The organism is Azohydromonas sediminis (assembly GCF_003574675.1).
Taxonomy (GTDB): domain Bacteria; phylum Pseudomonadota; class Gammaproteobacteria; order Burkholderiales; family Burkholderiaceae_C; genus Calidifontimicrobium; species Calidifontimicrobium sediminis.
This window is the reverse complement of sequence record NZ_QOAZ01000005.1, coordinates 73,848-87,097: the sequence shown is the minus strand read 5'-3', so window position 1 is coordinate 87,097 and position 13,250 is coordinate 73,848. Positions and strand designations below refer to the sequence as shown.

Genomic DNA, 13,250 nt, shown 5'->3' with positions numbered 1-13,250 from the left:
TGATGCCAGCCATGCCCGACGCGACCGCCCTCCCCGCCGAGCCCGCAACCCCCGACGGCGTCGTGCGGCTGACGCGCGCGATGGCGGTCGGCAGCCTGCTCGCGATGATCGTGCTCGGCCTCGCATGGGAGCTGTGGCTGGCGCCCACCGGCAACCGCACGCTGGCGCTCAAGGTGCTGCCGCTGGCGATCCCGATCGCCGGGCTGCTGAAACACCGCATGTACACCTACCGCTGGGTCAGCCTGCTGGTTTGGCTGTACTTCACCGAGGGCGTCGTGCGCGCGACGAGCGACAGCGGGCTCAGTGCGGTGCTGGCCGCGATCCAGGTCGTGCTGTGCCTGGTGCTGTTCACGGCGTGCGCGCTGCACGTGCGCTGGCGGTTCCGGCGTGCAGCGCAAGTGCCCCCTGCCGCATGAACGACGCCTTGCTGCTGGCGCGACTGCGCGCGCTCGTCGGTGATGCCCACGTCTTGACTGCCGCGACGCACGGCGACCTCTCGGCCTACGAGGTCGACTGGCGCAAGCGCTGGCGCGGCCGTGCCTTGGCCGTCGTGCGGCCGGGCACTGCGGCCGAGGTGGCCGCCGTCGTGCGCGCCTGCGCCGACGCCGGCGTGGCGATCGTGCCGCAGGGCGGCAACACCGGGCTGGTCGGTGGCGGCGTGCCCGACGACAGCGGCACGCAGGTGCTGCTGAGCCTGACGCGGCTCAACCGCGTGCGCGAAATCGACACGGCCAACCTGACGATCACCGTCGAGGCCGGCTGCGTGCTGCAGGTGGTGCAGCAGGCCGCCGACGACGCCGGGCTGCTGTTCCCGCTCAGCCTCGCCGCCGAGGGCAGCTGCACGATCGGCGGCAACCTCGCGGCCAACGCCGGCGGCACGCAGGTGCTGCGCTTCGGCAACGCGCGCGAGCTGTGCCTGGGTCTCGAGGTCGTCACGCCGCAGGGCGAGCTGTGGGACGGGCTGTCGGGCCTGCGCAAGGACAACACCGGCTACGACCTGCGCGACCTGTTCATCGGCAGCGAAGGCACGCTGGGCGTGATCACCGCCGCGACGCTGAAGCTGTTCCCGCGCCCCGCCGCCGTGATGACGGCGCTGGCCGCCTGCGCGTCGATCGCCGACGCGGTGCGGCTGCTCGAACGCGCGCGCGCCCGCCTGGGCGCGGGACTGACGGGGTTCGAGGTGATGAACCGCTTCTCGCTCGAACTCGTCGCGCGCCACTTCCCGCAACTCGCACAACCGTTCGCCGGCGACGCGGCGCCAGCGTGGACCGTGCTGCTCGAACTCTCCGACGGCGAGAGCGAGGCGCACGCACGCGAGGCCTTCGAGGCGCTGCTGGCCGACGCGCTCGACGCGCACCTGATCGCCGACGCCGTGGTCGCCGAGAGCGTCGCGCAGTCGAAGGCGCTGTGGCACCTGCGCGAGTCGATTCCGCTGGCGCAGGCCGAGGAAGGGCTGAACATCAAGCACGACATCGCGCTGCCGGTGTCGCGCATCCCGGACTTCGTCGCGGCCACCGACGCGGCCCTTGAAGCCGCCTTCCCCGGCGTGCGGCTGGTCGACTTCGGCCACCTCGGCGACGGCAACCTGCACTACAACGTGCAGGCGCCGGTCGGCGTCGATGCGGCGGCGTTCCTGCGCGAGCGCGAACACGCCGTCAACGCGCTGGTGTTCGACGCGGTGATGGCGCACGGCGGCTCGATCTCGGCCGAGCACGGCATCGGCGCGCTCAAGCGCGACGAACTCGCGCGGCGCAAGCACCCGGTGGCGCTGCGGCTGATGCGCGCGATCAAGGCCGCGCTCGACCCGGCCGGCGTGATGAACCCCGGCCGCGTGCTCTGAGCCGGCCCGCCGCGCGTCTCGGGCGAACGCGGCGCCCGCTGCGCGCTACTGCAGCGGCTCCTTCAGTGCGGCCGGCACCGGCAGCGCGACGACTTCGATGCCCTCCTCGCGCAGCGATTCGCGCTCCTCGGGGGTGGCGTGACCCCGGATGCCGCGGGCCTCGACCTCACCGTAGTGGATGCGCCGCGCTTCTTCCGCAAAGCGGTCGCCGACGTCTTCCGTGGTCGCCAGCACGTGGCGCACGGCCTTCAGCCACAGCGCCTGCAGGTCGGGCTGCGGCGCGGCGGTCGCGGGCGGTGGTGCCTCGTCGGCGCGCGCGCCCGACAGGTTCAGCCGTGGCGCGCTCGGCAGCCGCGTGACGACGCGGTCGCCGCACAGCGGGCATTCGATCAGGCCGCGGCCGTTCTGGTCGAGGAACTCGTCGTCGCTGGCGAACCAGCCTTCGAATCGGTGCCCGTGGGAACAACGCAGGTCGAGCACTTTCATGGCCGCATTATCGGCGGCCGTCACGAAAACCTTCACGGTGCGGGTTGCCAGCGCAGCGGCCACGCGCCAGCGCGCCAGCGCTGCAGCCACAGCAGGCCGACGAGCGTCTTGACGTCGGTGACCTCGCCGCGCGCGGCCATCGCGTCGAGCTCGGCGGGGTCGACGAGCACGACCTCGAGGTGTTCGCCGTCGTCGAGCCGCGAGGCTCCCGCCGTCAGGCCGCGCGCGAACCAGATCTCGATGCGCTCGTCGGAGTAGCCCACCGCGTTGTGCATCAGCCCGGCGCGCGCCCACTCGCGCGCGGTGTAGCCGGTTTCCTCGGCGAGCTCGCGCACGCCGGTGGCCAGCGGCCCTTCGCCGGCGTCGATCTTGCCGGCCGGCAGCTCGAGCAGCACGCGCCCGAGCGGGTAGCGGAACTGGCGCTCCATCACGAGCCGACCGTCGTCGAGCAGCGGCACGACGACGACGGCACCGGGGTGCACGATGTACTCGCGCGTGGCCTCGCGGCCGTCGGGCAGCCGCACGCGGTCGCGGCGCACGTCGAGCAGCGCACCGCGGAAGACGACCTCACTGGCGACGCGCGACTCGCGCAGGTGCTCGTCGTCGGCCATCACGCGCCGCGGCGCAGGTAGCGCCACACGAAGCCCGGGAAAGCGAACGTGACGAACAGGCACAGCGCGGCGACGTAGAACTCCCAGTTCTGCGGCTGACGCTGGCCGACGCGAGCCTCGAGCCCGAAGCCCACCGCGAGCGCGATGCCGCCGTAAACCAGCAGTTCGAGCACGCGCCAGCCCAGGTGCTTGCGCGCGAGCCGCGGCCCGGCGACGAACAGGCGCTCGTTGACGAACGGCAGGTTGGCGAGCACGAGTGCGACGAGCAGCACCAGCCACACCTCGGTGGAATGCGTCATGGACGTGTCGACCTGCGAGCGCGGTGGGTGGTTCCGCGCTCAGCCGGCCAGCGCCTTGACGATCGCGTCGCGGCACAGCGCCATCAGGCCGCCGGGCAGCAGCCCGAGCACGAGCACCGCGGCGCCGTTGACCGCCAGCAGCGCGCTCGCGCCCTGCGGCACCCACGTGACCGGCGCCGCGTCGGCCGGCTCGTCGAAGTACATCACCTTGACGACGCGCAGGTAGTAGAACGCGCCGACCAGCGACAGCAGCACGGCGACGACGGCGAGCACGATGTAGCCGGTCGAGGCCGTCGTCACCAGCGCCTGCAGCACCGCGAGCTTGGCGTAGAAGCCCACCGTCGGCGGGATGCCGGCCAGCGAGAACATGAACACCGTCATCACGCCGGCCAGCCACGGGCTGCGCCTGGCCAGGCCGGCGAAGTCGGCGATCTGGTCGCACTCGTGGCCCTGGCGCGCGAGCAGCATCACGAGTCCGAACGTGCCCAGCGTCGTCAGCACGTAGGTCACGAGGTAGAACAGCGCCGAGCTGTAGCCGTTGGCTGCCGACAGCGTGTTGCCGGCCACGACGGTGGGCGTCAGGCCGAGCAGCACGAAGCCGATCTGCGCGATCGTCGAGTACGCCAGCATCCGCTTGAGGTTGGTCTGCGCGATCGCCACCAGGTTGCCGATCACGAGCGACGCCACCGCGAGCACGATCAGCATCTGCTGCCAGTCGGCGGCCAGCCCGTTGAGCGCCTCGTGCAGCAGGCGGATCGTCATGCCGAACGCGGCCAGCTTCGGCGCGCCGGCGATCAGCAGCGTCGCGGCCGTCGGCGCGCCGTGGTAGACGTCGGGCACCCACATGTGGAACGGCACCGCGCCGAACTTGAACGCCAGCCCGGCGACGATGAACACGATGCCGACGACGAGCACTTCCTCGTTGATGCGCCCGCTCTGGATCGCGTCGAAGACCTCGTCGTGCTGCAGCGAGCCGGTGGCGCCGTACATCATCGACAGGCCGTAGAGCAGGAAGCCGCTGGCCAGCGCGCCGAGCACGAAGTACTTCATCGCCGCCTCGGTCGCGGTGGCGTGGTCGCGCCGCAGCGCCACGAGCGCGTACAGCGACAGGCTCATGATCTCGAGGCCGAGGTAGACGACGAGGAAATTGTTGGCCGACACCATCACGCCGATGCCCAGCAGCGCGAACATCGCCAACGAGAAGAACTCGCCCTTGAGCATCTCGCGAGACGCGATGTACGGCTGCGCGTAGGCGATCGTCAGCATCGTGGCCAGCGTCGCGAACAGCGACAGCAGGTGGCCCAGCGGGTCCGACACCATCAGGCCCTGCATGCCGACCGTGCTCTCGCCCGCCGACAGCGCGTCGAAGTGCAGCAGCGCGACGATGGCCAGCGACGCCTGCGCCAGCCAGAACGTCGGGCGCCGGCGCGCGTCGGTGACGAACAGGTCGACCAGCGCGACCACGGACACCGCGACCAGCAGCACGATCTGCGGCAGGCCCACCATCCAGTTCAGCTCGTTCATGTCGTTCCAGAGGGCGGTGTCAGTCCAGCTTCGATTGCGCGACGTGGTCGAGCAGCTGCGTCACCGACGCCTGCATCACGTCGGTGAACGGCTTCGGGTACACGCCCATCGCCAGCACCGCGACGGCCAGCACCGCGAGCATCGCGAACTCGCGCCGGTTGATGTCGGCCAGCGCCTTCACGTGGTCGTTGGCGACGTCGCCGAAGTACACGCGCTTGACCATCCACAGCGTGTAGGCTGCGCCGAAGATCAGCGTCGTCGCCGCCAGCATGCCGAGCCAGAAGTTGACCTTGACGGTCGCGAGGATGACCATCCACTCGCCGACGAAGCCCGCGGTGCCCGGCAGGCCGGCGTTGGCCATCGCGAACAGCACCGCGAAGGCGGCGAACCTCGGCATCGTGTTGACGACGCCGCCGTAGTCGGCGATCTCGCGCGAGTGCACACGGTCGTACAGCACGCCGATGCACAGGAACATCGCGCCCGAGACGAAGCCGTGGCTGATCATCTGCACGAGGCCGCCAGCGACGCCAAGCTCCTCGAAAATGAAGAAGCCCAGCGTCACGAAGCCCATGTGCGCGATCGACGAGTACGCGACGAGCTTCTTCATGTCGCGCTGCACCAGCGCGACCAGCCCGATGTAGACCACGGCGACCAGGCTCAGCGCGATGATGAACCACGCGTACTCGCGCGACGCATCGGGCGCGATCGGCATCGAGAAGCGCAGGAAGCCGTAAGCGCCAAGCTTGAGCATGATCGCCGCCAGCACGACCGAGCCGCCGGTGGGCGCCTCGACGTGCGCGTCGGGCAGCCAGGTGTGCACCGGCCACATCGGCACCTTGACCGAGAACGCCGCGAAGAACGCGAAGAACAGCAGCGCCTGCGCCGTCATCGGGATCGGCAGCGCGTGCCAGTCGAGGATCGCGAAGCTGCCGCCGGACTTCCAGTACAGGTAGATCAGCGCGATCAGCATCAGCAGCGAGCCGAGCAGCGTGTAGAGGAAGAACTTGAACGCCGCATAGACGCGCCGCGGGCCGCCCCACACGCCGATGATGATGTACATCGGGATCAGCGTGGCCTCGAAGAAGACGTAGAACAGCAGACCGTCGAGCGCGGCGAACACGCCGATCATCAGCCCCGACAGGATCAGGAACGCGCCCATGTACTGGTTGACGCGCTCCTCGATGACTTCCCAGCCGGCGATCACGACGATGACGGTGATGAACGCCGTCAGCAGCACGAACCACACCGAGATGCCGTCGACGCCGAGGTGGTAGTGCGCGTTGAAGCGCTCGATCCACGGCAGCTTCTCGACGAACTGCATCTGCGCCGTGCTCGCGTCGAAGCCCGTCACCAGCGGGATCGTCACCAGGAAGCCGGCCACGGCACCGGCCAGCGCCATCCAGCGCACGACGTCGCGGTGCTGGTCGCGCCCGAGCGCGAGCAGCACGACGCCCGCCGCGATCGGCAGCCAGATGGCAACACTCAGCAAACCCATTGTTCTTCGCTCCGCCCGTCTCGTCGTCGCCTCAACGCCCGACGAGGCCCGTCAGGTGCGGCCACAGCTGCCACGTCATCAGGGCGAACACGCCCAGCATCATCACCAGCGCGTACCAGTACAGGTGTCCGGTCTGCACGACGCGCAGGACACCCGACAGCCAGCCGACCACGCGCGCCGACCCGTTGACGACGAGGCCGTCGATCAGCGTCTGGTCGCCGCCCTTCCACAGCCCGGTGCCGAGTGCGCGCGCGGCGCGCGCCAGCACGTTCTCGTTGAACCAGTCCATGTAGTACTTGTTCTCGAGCACCGTGACCACCGGCCTGAAGGTGCGCGCGATCGCTGCCGGGATCGCCGGCTGCTTCAGGTAGAACCACCACGCGGTCGCGACGCCGGCCACCGCGAGCCAGAACGGCAGCGTCTGCAGCCCGTGCAGCGCCATCGCCGCGGCGCCGTGGAAGTATTCGGCCAGCTGCGCCATTGCCGGGTGCTTCGCGGCGTCGACGACGATCGCGCCGGCGAAGAAGTCGCCGAACAGCATCGGGCCGATCGTCAGGTAGCCGATCACGACCGACGGAATCGCCAGCAGCACGAGCGGCGCCGTGACGACCCACGGCGACTCGTGCGGCGTCGCGTCGTGGTGGTCGCCGTGGCCGTGATCGTCATGCGCGTGGTCGTCCTCCGGCGGGAACGGCTTGTGGCGGAAGCGCTCCTCGCCGTGGAAGACGAGGAAGTACATCCGGAACGAGTAGAACGCCGTGACGAACACGCCGGCGACGACGGCGAACGTCGCGAAGCCTGCACCCGGCAGCGCGCTCGCCTCGACCGCCATGATGATGCTGTCCTTGCTGTAGAAGCCCGAGAACAGCGGCGTGCCGATCAGCGCGAGCGAGCCCAGCAGCGCCGTGATCCACGTGATCGGCATGTACCTGCGCAGGCCGCCCATGTTGCGGATGTCCTGGTCGTGGTGCATGCCGATGATCACGCTGCCCGCGGCGAGGAACAGCAGCGCCTTGAAGAACGCGTGCGTCATCAGGTGGAACACCGCCACCGAGTACGCGCTCGCGCCGAGCGCGACCGTCATGTAGCCGAGCTGGCTCAGCGTCGAGTACGCGACGACGCGCTTGATGTCGTTCTGGATGATGCCCAGCAGGCCCATGAACAGCGCCGTGATCGCGCCGATGACGAGCACGAAGTTCAGCGCCGTGTCCGACAGCTCGAACAGCGGGCTCATGCGCGCGACCATGAAGATGCCCGCCGTGACCATCGTCGCGGCGTGGATCAGCGCCGAGATCGGCGTCGGGCCCTCCATCGAGTCGGGCAGCCACACGTGCAGCGGGAACTGCGCGCTCTTGCCCATCGCGCCGATGAACAGGCAGATGCACGCGACCGTGATCAGCATCCACTCAGTGCCGGGGAAGGTCAGCGTCGCGAGTTCGCCGGCCTTCGCGAAGGCCTCGGCGTAGTTCAGCGTGCCGGCGTAGGCGGCGATCAGGCCGATGCCGAGGATGAAGCCGAAGTCGCCGACCCGGTTGACGAGGAAGGCCTTCAGGTTCGCGAAGATCGCGCTCGGCTTCTTGTACCAGAAGCCGATCAGCAGATAGCTCACGAGGCCCACCGCTTCCCAGCCGAAGAACAGCTGCAGGAAGTTGTTGCTCATCACGAGCATCAGCATCGAGAACGTGAACAGGCTGATGTAGGCGAAGAAGCGCTGGTAGCCCGGGTCGTCGGCCATGTAGCCGATCGTGTAGACGTGCACCATCAGCGACACGAAGGTCACGACGCACATCATCATCGCCGTCAGCCCGTCGACGAGGAAGCCGACTTCCATCTTCAGGCCGCCGACGACCATCCACTCGTAGATCGTCGCGTCGAAGCGCGCGCCGTGCAGCGCGACGTCCTTGAGCACGAGCGCCGACAGCACGAACGCGACAGCGACGCCGAGGATCGTGACCGTGTGTGCGCCACGCCGGCCGACGACGCGGCCGAACAGGCCGGCGACGACGGCGCCGGCCAGCGGCGCCAGCGGCACCGCGAGCAGGAGGTTGGGGTTCAGTTCCGCTGCCATGTCGTGGTCATCCCTTGAGCGTGTCGAGCTCCTCGACCTCGATCGACGAGCGGTTGCGGAACAGCACGACCAGGATCGCCAGGCCGATCGCCGACTCGGCGGCGGCCACGGTCAGGATGAAGAAGACGAAGACCTGCCCCGCCATGTCGCCGAGGTAGTGCGAGAACGCGACGAAGTTCAGGTTGACGGCGAGCAGCATCAGCTCGATCGCCATCAGCAGCACGATCAGGTTGCGGCGGTTGAGGAAGATGCCGATCACCGACAGCGCGAACAGGATCGCGCCCAGAGACAGGAAGTGGCCCAGCGTGATCGGCCCCATCATGCCTGCCCCTCCTCGGCGCCCTTGGCCACGGCCGGCCGGTCGACCACCGGCAGCATCTGCACCACGCGCAGGCGCTCGGCCTTGCGCGCCTTGATCTGCTCGGCCGGGTCGATGTAGCGCGTGTCCTTGCGCCGGCGCAGGGTCAGCGCGATCGCGGCGACGATGGCCAGCAGCAGTAGCACCGCGGCGAGCTGCAGCGGGTACAGGTAGTTGGTGTAGATCTCGATGCCCAGCAGCTTGGTGTTGCCCATCGCCACCTGCTCGGGGGTGGGGCGCGGCGCATCGGGCAGGTCGAAGCCGCCCATCAGCACGAGCGCCATCTCGAGCGCGATGACGGCGCCCACCGCGCCGGCCAGCGGGAAGTGCTTCCAGAAGTTCTCGCGGAACTTGTCGGTGTTGATGTCGAGCATCATCACGACGAACAGGAACAGCACCATCACGGCGCCGACGTAGACGAGCACGAGCGCGATCGCGAGGAACTCGGCCTCGAGCAGCATCCACACGCACGACGCACTGAAGAATGCCAGCACGAGGTACAGCGCCGCGTGCACCGTGCTGCGCGCGGTGATGACGCGAAATGCCGCGAACAGCAGCACAGCCGAGAAGACGTAGAAGAGCGCGGTCATCGTGTTCATGGTGTTCGGGCCGTACGACGCCGCCGCGGGCCGGTCGCGGGCCGCGGCAGCGGTCGGCGAGCGCCTCAGCGGTACGGTGCGTCGGCCTGCCGGTTGGCGGCGATCTCCTTTTCGTAGCGGTCACCGACCGCGAGCAGCATGTCCTTCGTGAAGTACAGGTCGCCGCGCTTCTCGCCGTGGTACTCGAAGATGTGTGTCTCGACGATCGAGTCGACCGGGCAACTCTCCTCGCAGAAGCCGCAGAAGATGCACTTCGTCAGGTCGATGTCGTAGCGCGTCGTGCGCCGCGTGCCGTCGGCGCGTACGTCGGACTCGATCGTGATCGCCATCGCCGGGCACACCGCTTCGCACAGCTTGCACGCGATGCAGCGCTCCTCGCCGTTGTCGTAGCGGCGCAGCGCGTGCAAGCCGCGGAAGCGCGGCGACAGCGGCGTCTTCTCTTCCGGGTACTGGATCGTGATGCTCTTGCGCAGGAAGTGGCGGCCGGTCAGCGCCATGCCCTTGAACAGCTCGAGCAGCAAGAAGCTGGAGAAGAAGTCTTTCACCGCGGACATGTCCTCGTCTCCCGGGTCTTCACTTCCAGATGTTCCACGGCGACTGGATCCACAGTCCGACGACGACCAGCCACACCAGCGTCACCGGGATGAAGATCTTCCAGCCCAGGCGCATGATCTGGTCGTAGCGGAAGCGCGGGAACGTCGCGCGCACCCAGAGGAACATCGTGACGACGACGAAGGTCTTCAGCGCGAGCCAGATCCAGCCCGGGATCGCGTTGAACACCGGCGAGTCGATCGGCGGCAGCCACCCGCCGAGGAACATGATCACGCACAGCGTGCTGACGAGGATCATGTTGGCGTACTCGGCGAGGAAGAACATCGCGAAGCTCATCCCCGAGTACTCGATCATGTGGCCGGCGACGATCTCGCTCTCGCCCTCGACGACGTCGAACGGGTGACGGTTGGTCTCGGCCAGACCCGCGATGAAGTACACGAGGAACACCGGCAGCAGCGGCAGCCAGTTCCACGACAGGAAGTTCAGCCCCATCTCGGCGAAGGTGCCGCGGTCCTGCGAGAGCACGATGTCGGTCAGGTTCATGCTCGCCGACACCATCAGCACGACGACGAGCGCAAAGCCCATCGCGATCTCGTAGCTCACCATCTGCGCGCTCGCGCGCAGCGCGCCGAGGAAGGCGTACTTCGAGTTGCTCGCCCAGCCGGCGATGATCACGCCGTAGACCTCGAGCGACGTGATCGCCATCAGGAACAGCAGCCCGGCGTTGATGTCGGCCAGCGCCACCTCGGGGCCGAAGGGGATCACGGCCCACGCCGCCAGCGCCGGCATGATCGTCATCACGGGCCCGAGGAAGAACAGGCCCTTGTTGGCCGCCGTCGGGCGGATGATCTCCTTGAAGATCAGCTTGACGGCATCGGCGATCGGCTGCAGCAGGCCGGCCGGCCCGATGCGGTTGGGGCCGAGCCGGATCTGTGTGAAGCCGATGCCCTTGCGCTCCCACAGCGTGAGGTAGGCGACGCAGATCATCAGCGGCAGCACCAACGCGACGATCTTGACGAGGCTCCAGACGACGGCCCAGCCGCCGCTGCCCAGCGCGGCCTCGCCGATCTGATGGACTTGGTCGAGCATGGTCAGGCTTTCTCCACCGCGATCGGCCCGAACATCGCGCCGAGCGCGGCCGTGTCAAGGTGGCCCGCGCTCACGCGCACCGCGGTCGGCGCCAGCGTCGGGTCCTCGCGCGCCGGCAGCACAGCGCTGGCCGCCCCCTGCGTGAGGCGTACCTTGTCGCCCGGCTGCAGTCCGAGCTCGCGCCACAGCGACCCCGGCAACCCGGCCACCGGCGGTCTCGCGTCAGCGGTGCGCTGCAGCGACGGCGCACGGCGCACGATGGCGTCGGTGCAGTAGATCGGCACGTCGGCGATGCGCTCGAGCCCGCCGGCCGCGGCCTGCGGTGCGGCCAGCGGTGCCGCGTTGTCTAGCCGCGCCGCGAGCGCCGCCTCGTCGGGCAGCGCCTCGGTGCGCACGTCGTCGATCGTCTCGTGTTCGAAGCCCGGCAGACCGAGCAGGCTGCCGAGCACGCGCAGCACCTTCCACGCCGGGCGCGCGTCGCCCAGCGGCTTGACGACGCCGTGGAAGCGCTGCACGCGTCCCTCGGCGTTGACGAAGGTGCCCGCCGTCTCGGTGAACGGCGCGATCGGCAGCATCACGTCGGCATGCTCGACGACCGCATCGTTGAACGCGGTCAGCGCGACGACCATGCCCGAGCCTTTCAGCGCCGCGACCGCGGCCGCCGGATCGGCGGCATCGAACGCCGGCTCGACGTTCAGCAGCAGCAGCGCCTTCATCGGCTGCGTCAGCATCTGGCCGGCGTTCAGGCCACCGGCCTTCGGCATCGCGCCGACCCACTGCGCGCCGACGCTGTTACCGGCCTCGCCGAGCACGCCGACCGTGGCGCCGGCCTGCTGCGCGATCCAGCCCGCCAGGCCGAGCAACGCGCTGGCCTGCGGGTGCCACACGGCGGCGTTGCCGAGCAGAACCGCCTTCTTCGCCGCGTTCGGCTCGCCGGCGAGCAGCGACGCGGCGACGGCGTCGGCCTCGGGCGTCGCGGTGCCGGGCACCGGGGCCGTCGCACCGGTGCGCGCCGCCACCGCCGTCGCGACGTCGGCCAGCGCCTGCAGCCAGCCGCTGGGCGCGGCGGTCAGGCGGTGCGCCACCGGGATCGCCCAGTCGTCGTGCACCGCGTTCAGGCTCGAGACCTCGGCACCATGGCGCACGGCCTGGCGGATGCGCTGCGCGAACAGCGGGTGGTCCTTGCGCAGGAACGAACCGACGACGAACACGCGTTGCAGCGTCGACAGCGACGCGATCGGCATGCCGAGCCAGCGGATGCCCGCAGCCGGCGTGAAGTCGGCGTGGCGGGTGCGGAAGTCGACGTTGTCGCTGCCGAGTGCGCGCACCAGCTTGGCCAGCAGGTGCAGCTCCTCGACGGTGCTCGACGGCGCGCCGAGCGCACCGATGCCCTGCGGGCCGAACTCGGCGCGGATGCGCTTGAGACCGTCGGCGACGTAATCCAGCGCCGTTGTCCAGTCGACCGCGCGCCAGGTGCCGTCCTGCTTGATCATCGGCGCGGTCAGGCGCCGGTCGGTGTTCAGCGCCTCGTAGCTGAAGCGGTCGCGGTCGGCGATCCAACACTCGTTGACGTCCTCGTTCTCGAACGGGACGACGCGCAGCACCTGGTTGCCCTTGACCTGCACGATCAGGTTGGCGCCGGTGCTGTCGTGCGGGCTGATGCTCTTGCGGCGGCTGAGCTCCCAGGTGCGCGCGCGGTAGCGGAACGGCTTGCTCGTCAGCGCGCCGACCGGGCAGATGTCGATCATGTTGCCCGACAGCTCGCTGTCGACCGTGCCGCCGGTGATCGTCGTGATCTCGCTGTGCTCGCCGCGGTGAACCATGCCGAGCTCCATCACGCCGGCGATCTCCTGGCCGAAGCGCACGCAGCGCGTGCAGTGGATGCAGCGGCTCATCTCCTCCATCGAGATCAGCGGGCCGACGTCCTTCGGCAAGACGACGCGCTTTTCCTCGGTGTAGCGCGAGGCCGACTTGCCGTAGCCCATCGCGAGGTCCTGCAGCTGGCACTCGCCGCCCTGGTCGCAGATCGGGCAGTCGAGCGGGTGGTTGATGAGCAGGAACTCCATCACCGCCTTCTGCGCCTGAACCGCCTTGTCGCTCTTCGTGCGCACGACCATGCCCTGCGTGACCGGCGTCGCGCAGGCCGGCATCGGCTTGGGCGCCTTCTCGACGTCGACCAGGCACATGCGGCAGTTGGCTGCGATGCTGAGCTTCTTGTGGTAGCAGAAGTGCGGGATGTAGGTGCCCGCCGCGTCGGCGGCGTGCATCACCATGCTGCCCTCGGGCACGCTGACCTTGCGGCCGTCGAGTTCGATCTCAACCATGGGTG

At 69.2% G+C, this 13,250-nt stretch carries 13 protein-coding genes; 2 read left to right on the top strand and 11 right to left on the bottom strand.

Annotated elements, in window-relative coordinates:
• Positions 1-11: 11 nt before the first annotated feature.
• Both DRV96_RS04690 and DRV96_RS04685 read left to right on the top strand, forming a co-directional pair.
• Complete coding sequence (locus DRV96_RS04690; RefSeq protein WP_119288308.1) at positions 12-416, top strand: DUF2069 domain-containing protein; 405 nt, start codon at positions 12-14, stop codon at positions 414-416.
• Entirely contained in the window at positions 413-1,840 is a 1,428-nt protein-coding gene (locus DRV96_RS04685; RefSeq protein ID WP_119288306.1) for an FAD-binding oxidoreductase, read from the top strand. Before DRV96_RS04690 ends, DRV96_RS04685 begins: the two co-directional genes overlap by 4 nt.
• A 45-nt stretch (positions 1,841-1,885) precedes the next feature.
• Here DRV96_RS04685 and DRV96_RS04680 read toward each other — a convergent pair whose 3' ends face one another.
• The 11 genes from DRV96_RS04680 to nuoG all read right to left on the bottom strand — a co-directional run bounded on the left by DRV96_RS04680 (position 1,886) and on the right by nuoG (position 13,245).
• Complete coding sequence (locus tag DRV96_RS04680; RefSeq protein WP_119288304.1) at positions 1,886-2,326, bottom strand: DUF1178 family protein; 441 nt, start codon at positions 2,324-2,326, stop codon at positions 1,886-1,888.
• Positions 2,327-2,358: 32 nt separating this feature from the next.
• Complete coding sequence (locus DRV96_RS04675) at positions 2,359-2,937, bottom strand: NUDIX domain-containing protein (RefSeq protein WP_119288433.1); 579 nt, start codon at positions 2,935-2,937, stop codon at positions 2,359-2,361.
• Positions 2,937-3,236 (bottom strand): DUF2818 family protein, encoded by a 300-nt coding sequence (locus DRV96_RS04670; protein ID WP_119288302.1) that lies wholly within the window; start codon positions 3,234-3,236, stop codon positions 2,937-2,939. The genes DRV96_RS04675 and DRV96_RS04670 overlap by 1 nt, the downstream gene beginning before the upstream one ends.
• Before the next feature lie 39 nt (positions 3,237-3,275).
• A complete protein-coding gene (gene nuoN / locus DRV96_RS04665; protein WP_119288300.1) occupies positions 3,276-4,760 on the bottom strand; it encodes an NADH-quinone oxidoreductase subunit NuoN in 1,485 nt (494 codons plus the stop codon).
• Positions 4,761-4,779: 19 nt separating this feature from the next.
• The gene (locus tag DRV96_RS04660; RefSeq protein ID WP_119288298.1) at positions 4,780-6,255 is read right to left on the bottom strand and encodes an NADH-quinone oxidoreductase subunit M; all 1,476 of its coding nucleotides are present in this window, start codon (positions 6,253-6,255) and stop codon (positions 4,780-4,782) included.
• A gap of 31 nt (positions 6,256-6,286) precedes the next feature.
• On the bottom strand, positions 6,287-8,323 hold the full coding sequence (gene nuoL / locus DRV96_RS04655) for an NADH-quinone oxidoreductase subunit L (RefSeq protein WP_119288296.1): 2,037 nt from the start codon (positions 8,321-8,323) through the stop codon (positions 6,287-6,289).
• Between the two features lie 7 nt (positions 8,324-8,330).
• Entirely contained in the window at positions 8,331-8,642 is a 312-nt protein-coding gene (gene nuoK, locus DRV96_RS04650; protein ID WP_210756971.1) for an NADH-quinone oxidoreductase subunit NuoK, read from the bottom strand.
• Positions 8,642-9,280 (bottom strand): NADH-quinone oxidoreductase subunit J, encoded by a 639-nt coding sequence (locus DRV96_RS04645; protein ID WP_119288291.1) that lies wholly within the window; start codon positions 9,278-9,280, stop codon positions 8,642-8,644. Before DRV96_RS04645 ends, nuoK begins: the two co-directional genes overlap by 1 nt.
• A 65-nt stretch (positions 9,281-9,345) precedes the next feature.
• The gene (gene nuoI, locus DRV96_RS04640) at positions 9,346-9,834 is read right to left on the bottom strand and encodes an NADH-quinone oxidoreductase subunit NuoI (RefSeq protein ID WP_119288288.1); all 489 of its coding nucleotides are present in this window, start codon (positions 9,832-9,834) and stop codon (positions 9,346-9,348) included.
• A gap of 19 nt (positions 9,835-9,853) precedes the next feature.
• A complete protein-coding gene (nuoH, locus tag DRV96_RS04635; protein WP_119288286.1) occupies positions 9,854-10,921 on the bottom strand; it encodes an NADH-quinone oxidoreductase subunit NuoH in 1,068 nt (355 codons plus the stop codon).
• Positions 10,922-10,923: 2 nt separating this feature from the next.
• The gene (gene nuoG / locus DRV96_RS04630; protein ID WP_119288284.1) at positions 10,924-13,245 is read right to left on the bottom strand and encodes an NADH-quinone oxidoreductase subunit NuoG; all 2,322 of its coding nucleotides are present in this window, start codon (positions 13,243-13,245) and stop codon (positions 10,924-10,926) included.
• Positions 13,246-13,250: the final 5 nt, after the last annotated feature.

Bases quoted from the DNA above. Each gene is read 5' to 3' on its own strand.
- DRV96_RS04690 (WP_119288308.1), top strand. From the start codon at position 12: ATGCCCGACGCGACCGCCCTCCCCGCCGAGCCCGCAACCCCCGACGGC.
- DRV96_RS04685 (WP_119288306.1), top strand. From the start codon at position 413: ATGAACGACGCCTTGCTGCTGGCGCGACTGCGCGCGCTCGTCGGTGAT.
- DRV96_RS04680 (WP_119288304.1), bottom strand. From the start codon at position 2,326: ATGAAAGTGCTCGACCTGCGTTGTTCCCACGGGCACCGATTCGAAGGC.
- DRV96_RS04675 (WP_119288433.1), bottom strand. From the start codon at position 2,937: ATGGCCGACGACGAGCACCTGCGCGAGTCGCGCGTCGCCAGTGAGGTC.
- DRV96_RS04670 (WP_119288302.1), bottom strand. From the start codon at position 3,236: ATGACGCATTCCACCGAGGTGTGGCTGGTGCTGCTCGTCGCACTCGTG.
- nuoN (WP_119288300.1), bottom strand. From the start codon at position 4,760: ATGAACGAGCTGAACTGGATGGTGGGCCTGCCGCAGATCGTGCTGCTG.
- DRV96_RS04660 (WP_119288298.1), bottom strand. From the start codon at position 6,255: ATGGGTTTGCTGAGTGTTGCCATCTGGCTGCCGATCGCGGCGGGCGTC.
- nuoL (WP_119288296.1), bottom strand. From the start codon at position 8,323: ATGGCAGCGGAACTGAACCCCAACCTCCTGCTCGCGGTGCCGCTGGCG.
- nuoK (WP_210756971.1), bottom strand. From the start codon at position 8,642: ATGGGGCCGATCACGCTGGGCCACTTCCTGTCTCTGGGCGCGATCCTG.
- DRV96_RS04645 (WP_119288291.1), bottom strand. From the start codon at position 9,280: ATGAACACGATGACCGCGCTCTTCTACGTCTTCTCGGCTGTGCTGCTG.
- nuoI (WP_119288288.1), bottom strand. From the start codon at position 9,834: ATGTCCGCGGTGAAAGACTTCTTCTCCAGCTTCTTGCTGCTCGAGCTG.
- nuoH (WP_119288286.1), bottom strand. From the start codon at position 10,921: ATGCTCGACCAAGTCCATCAGATCGGCGAGGCCGCGCTGGGCAGCGGC.
- nuoG (WP_119288284.1), bottom strand. From the start codon at position 13,245: ATGGTTGAGATCGAACTCGACGGCCGCAAGGTCAGCGTGCCCGAGGGC.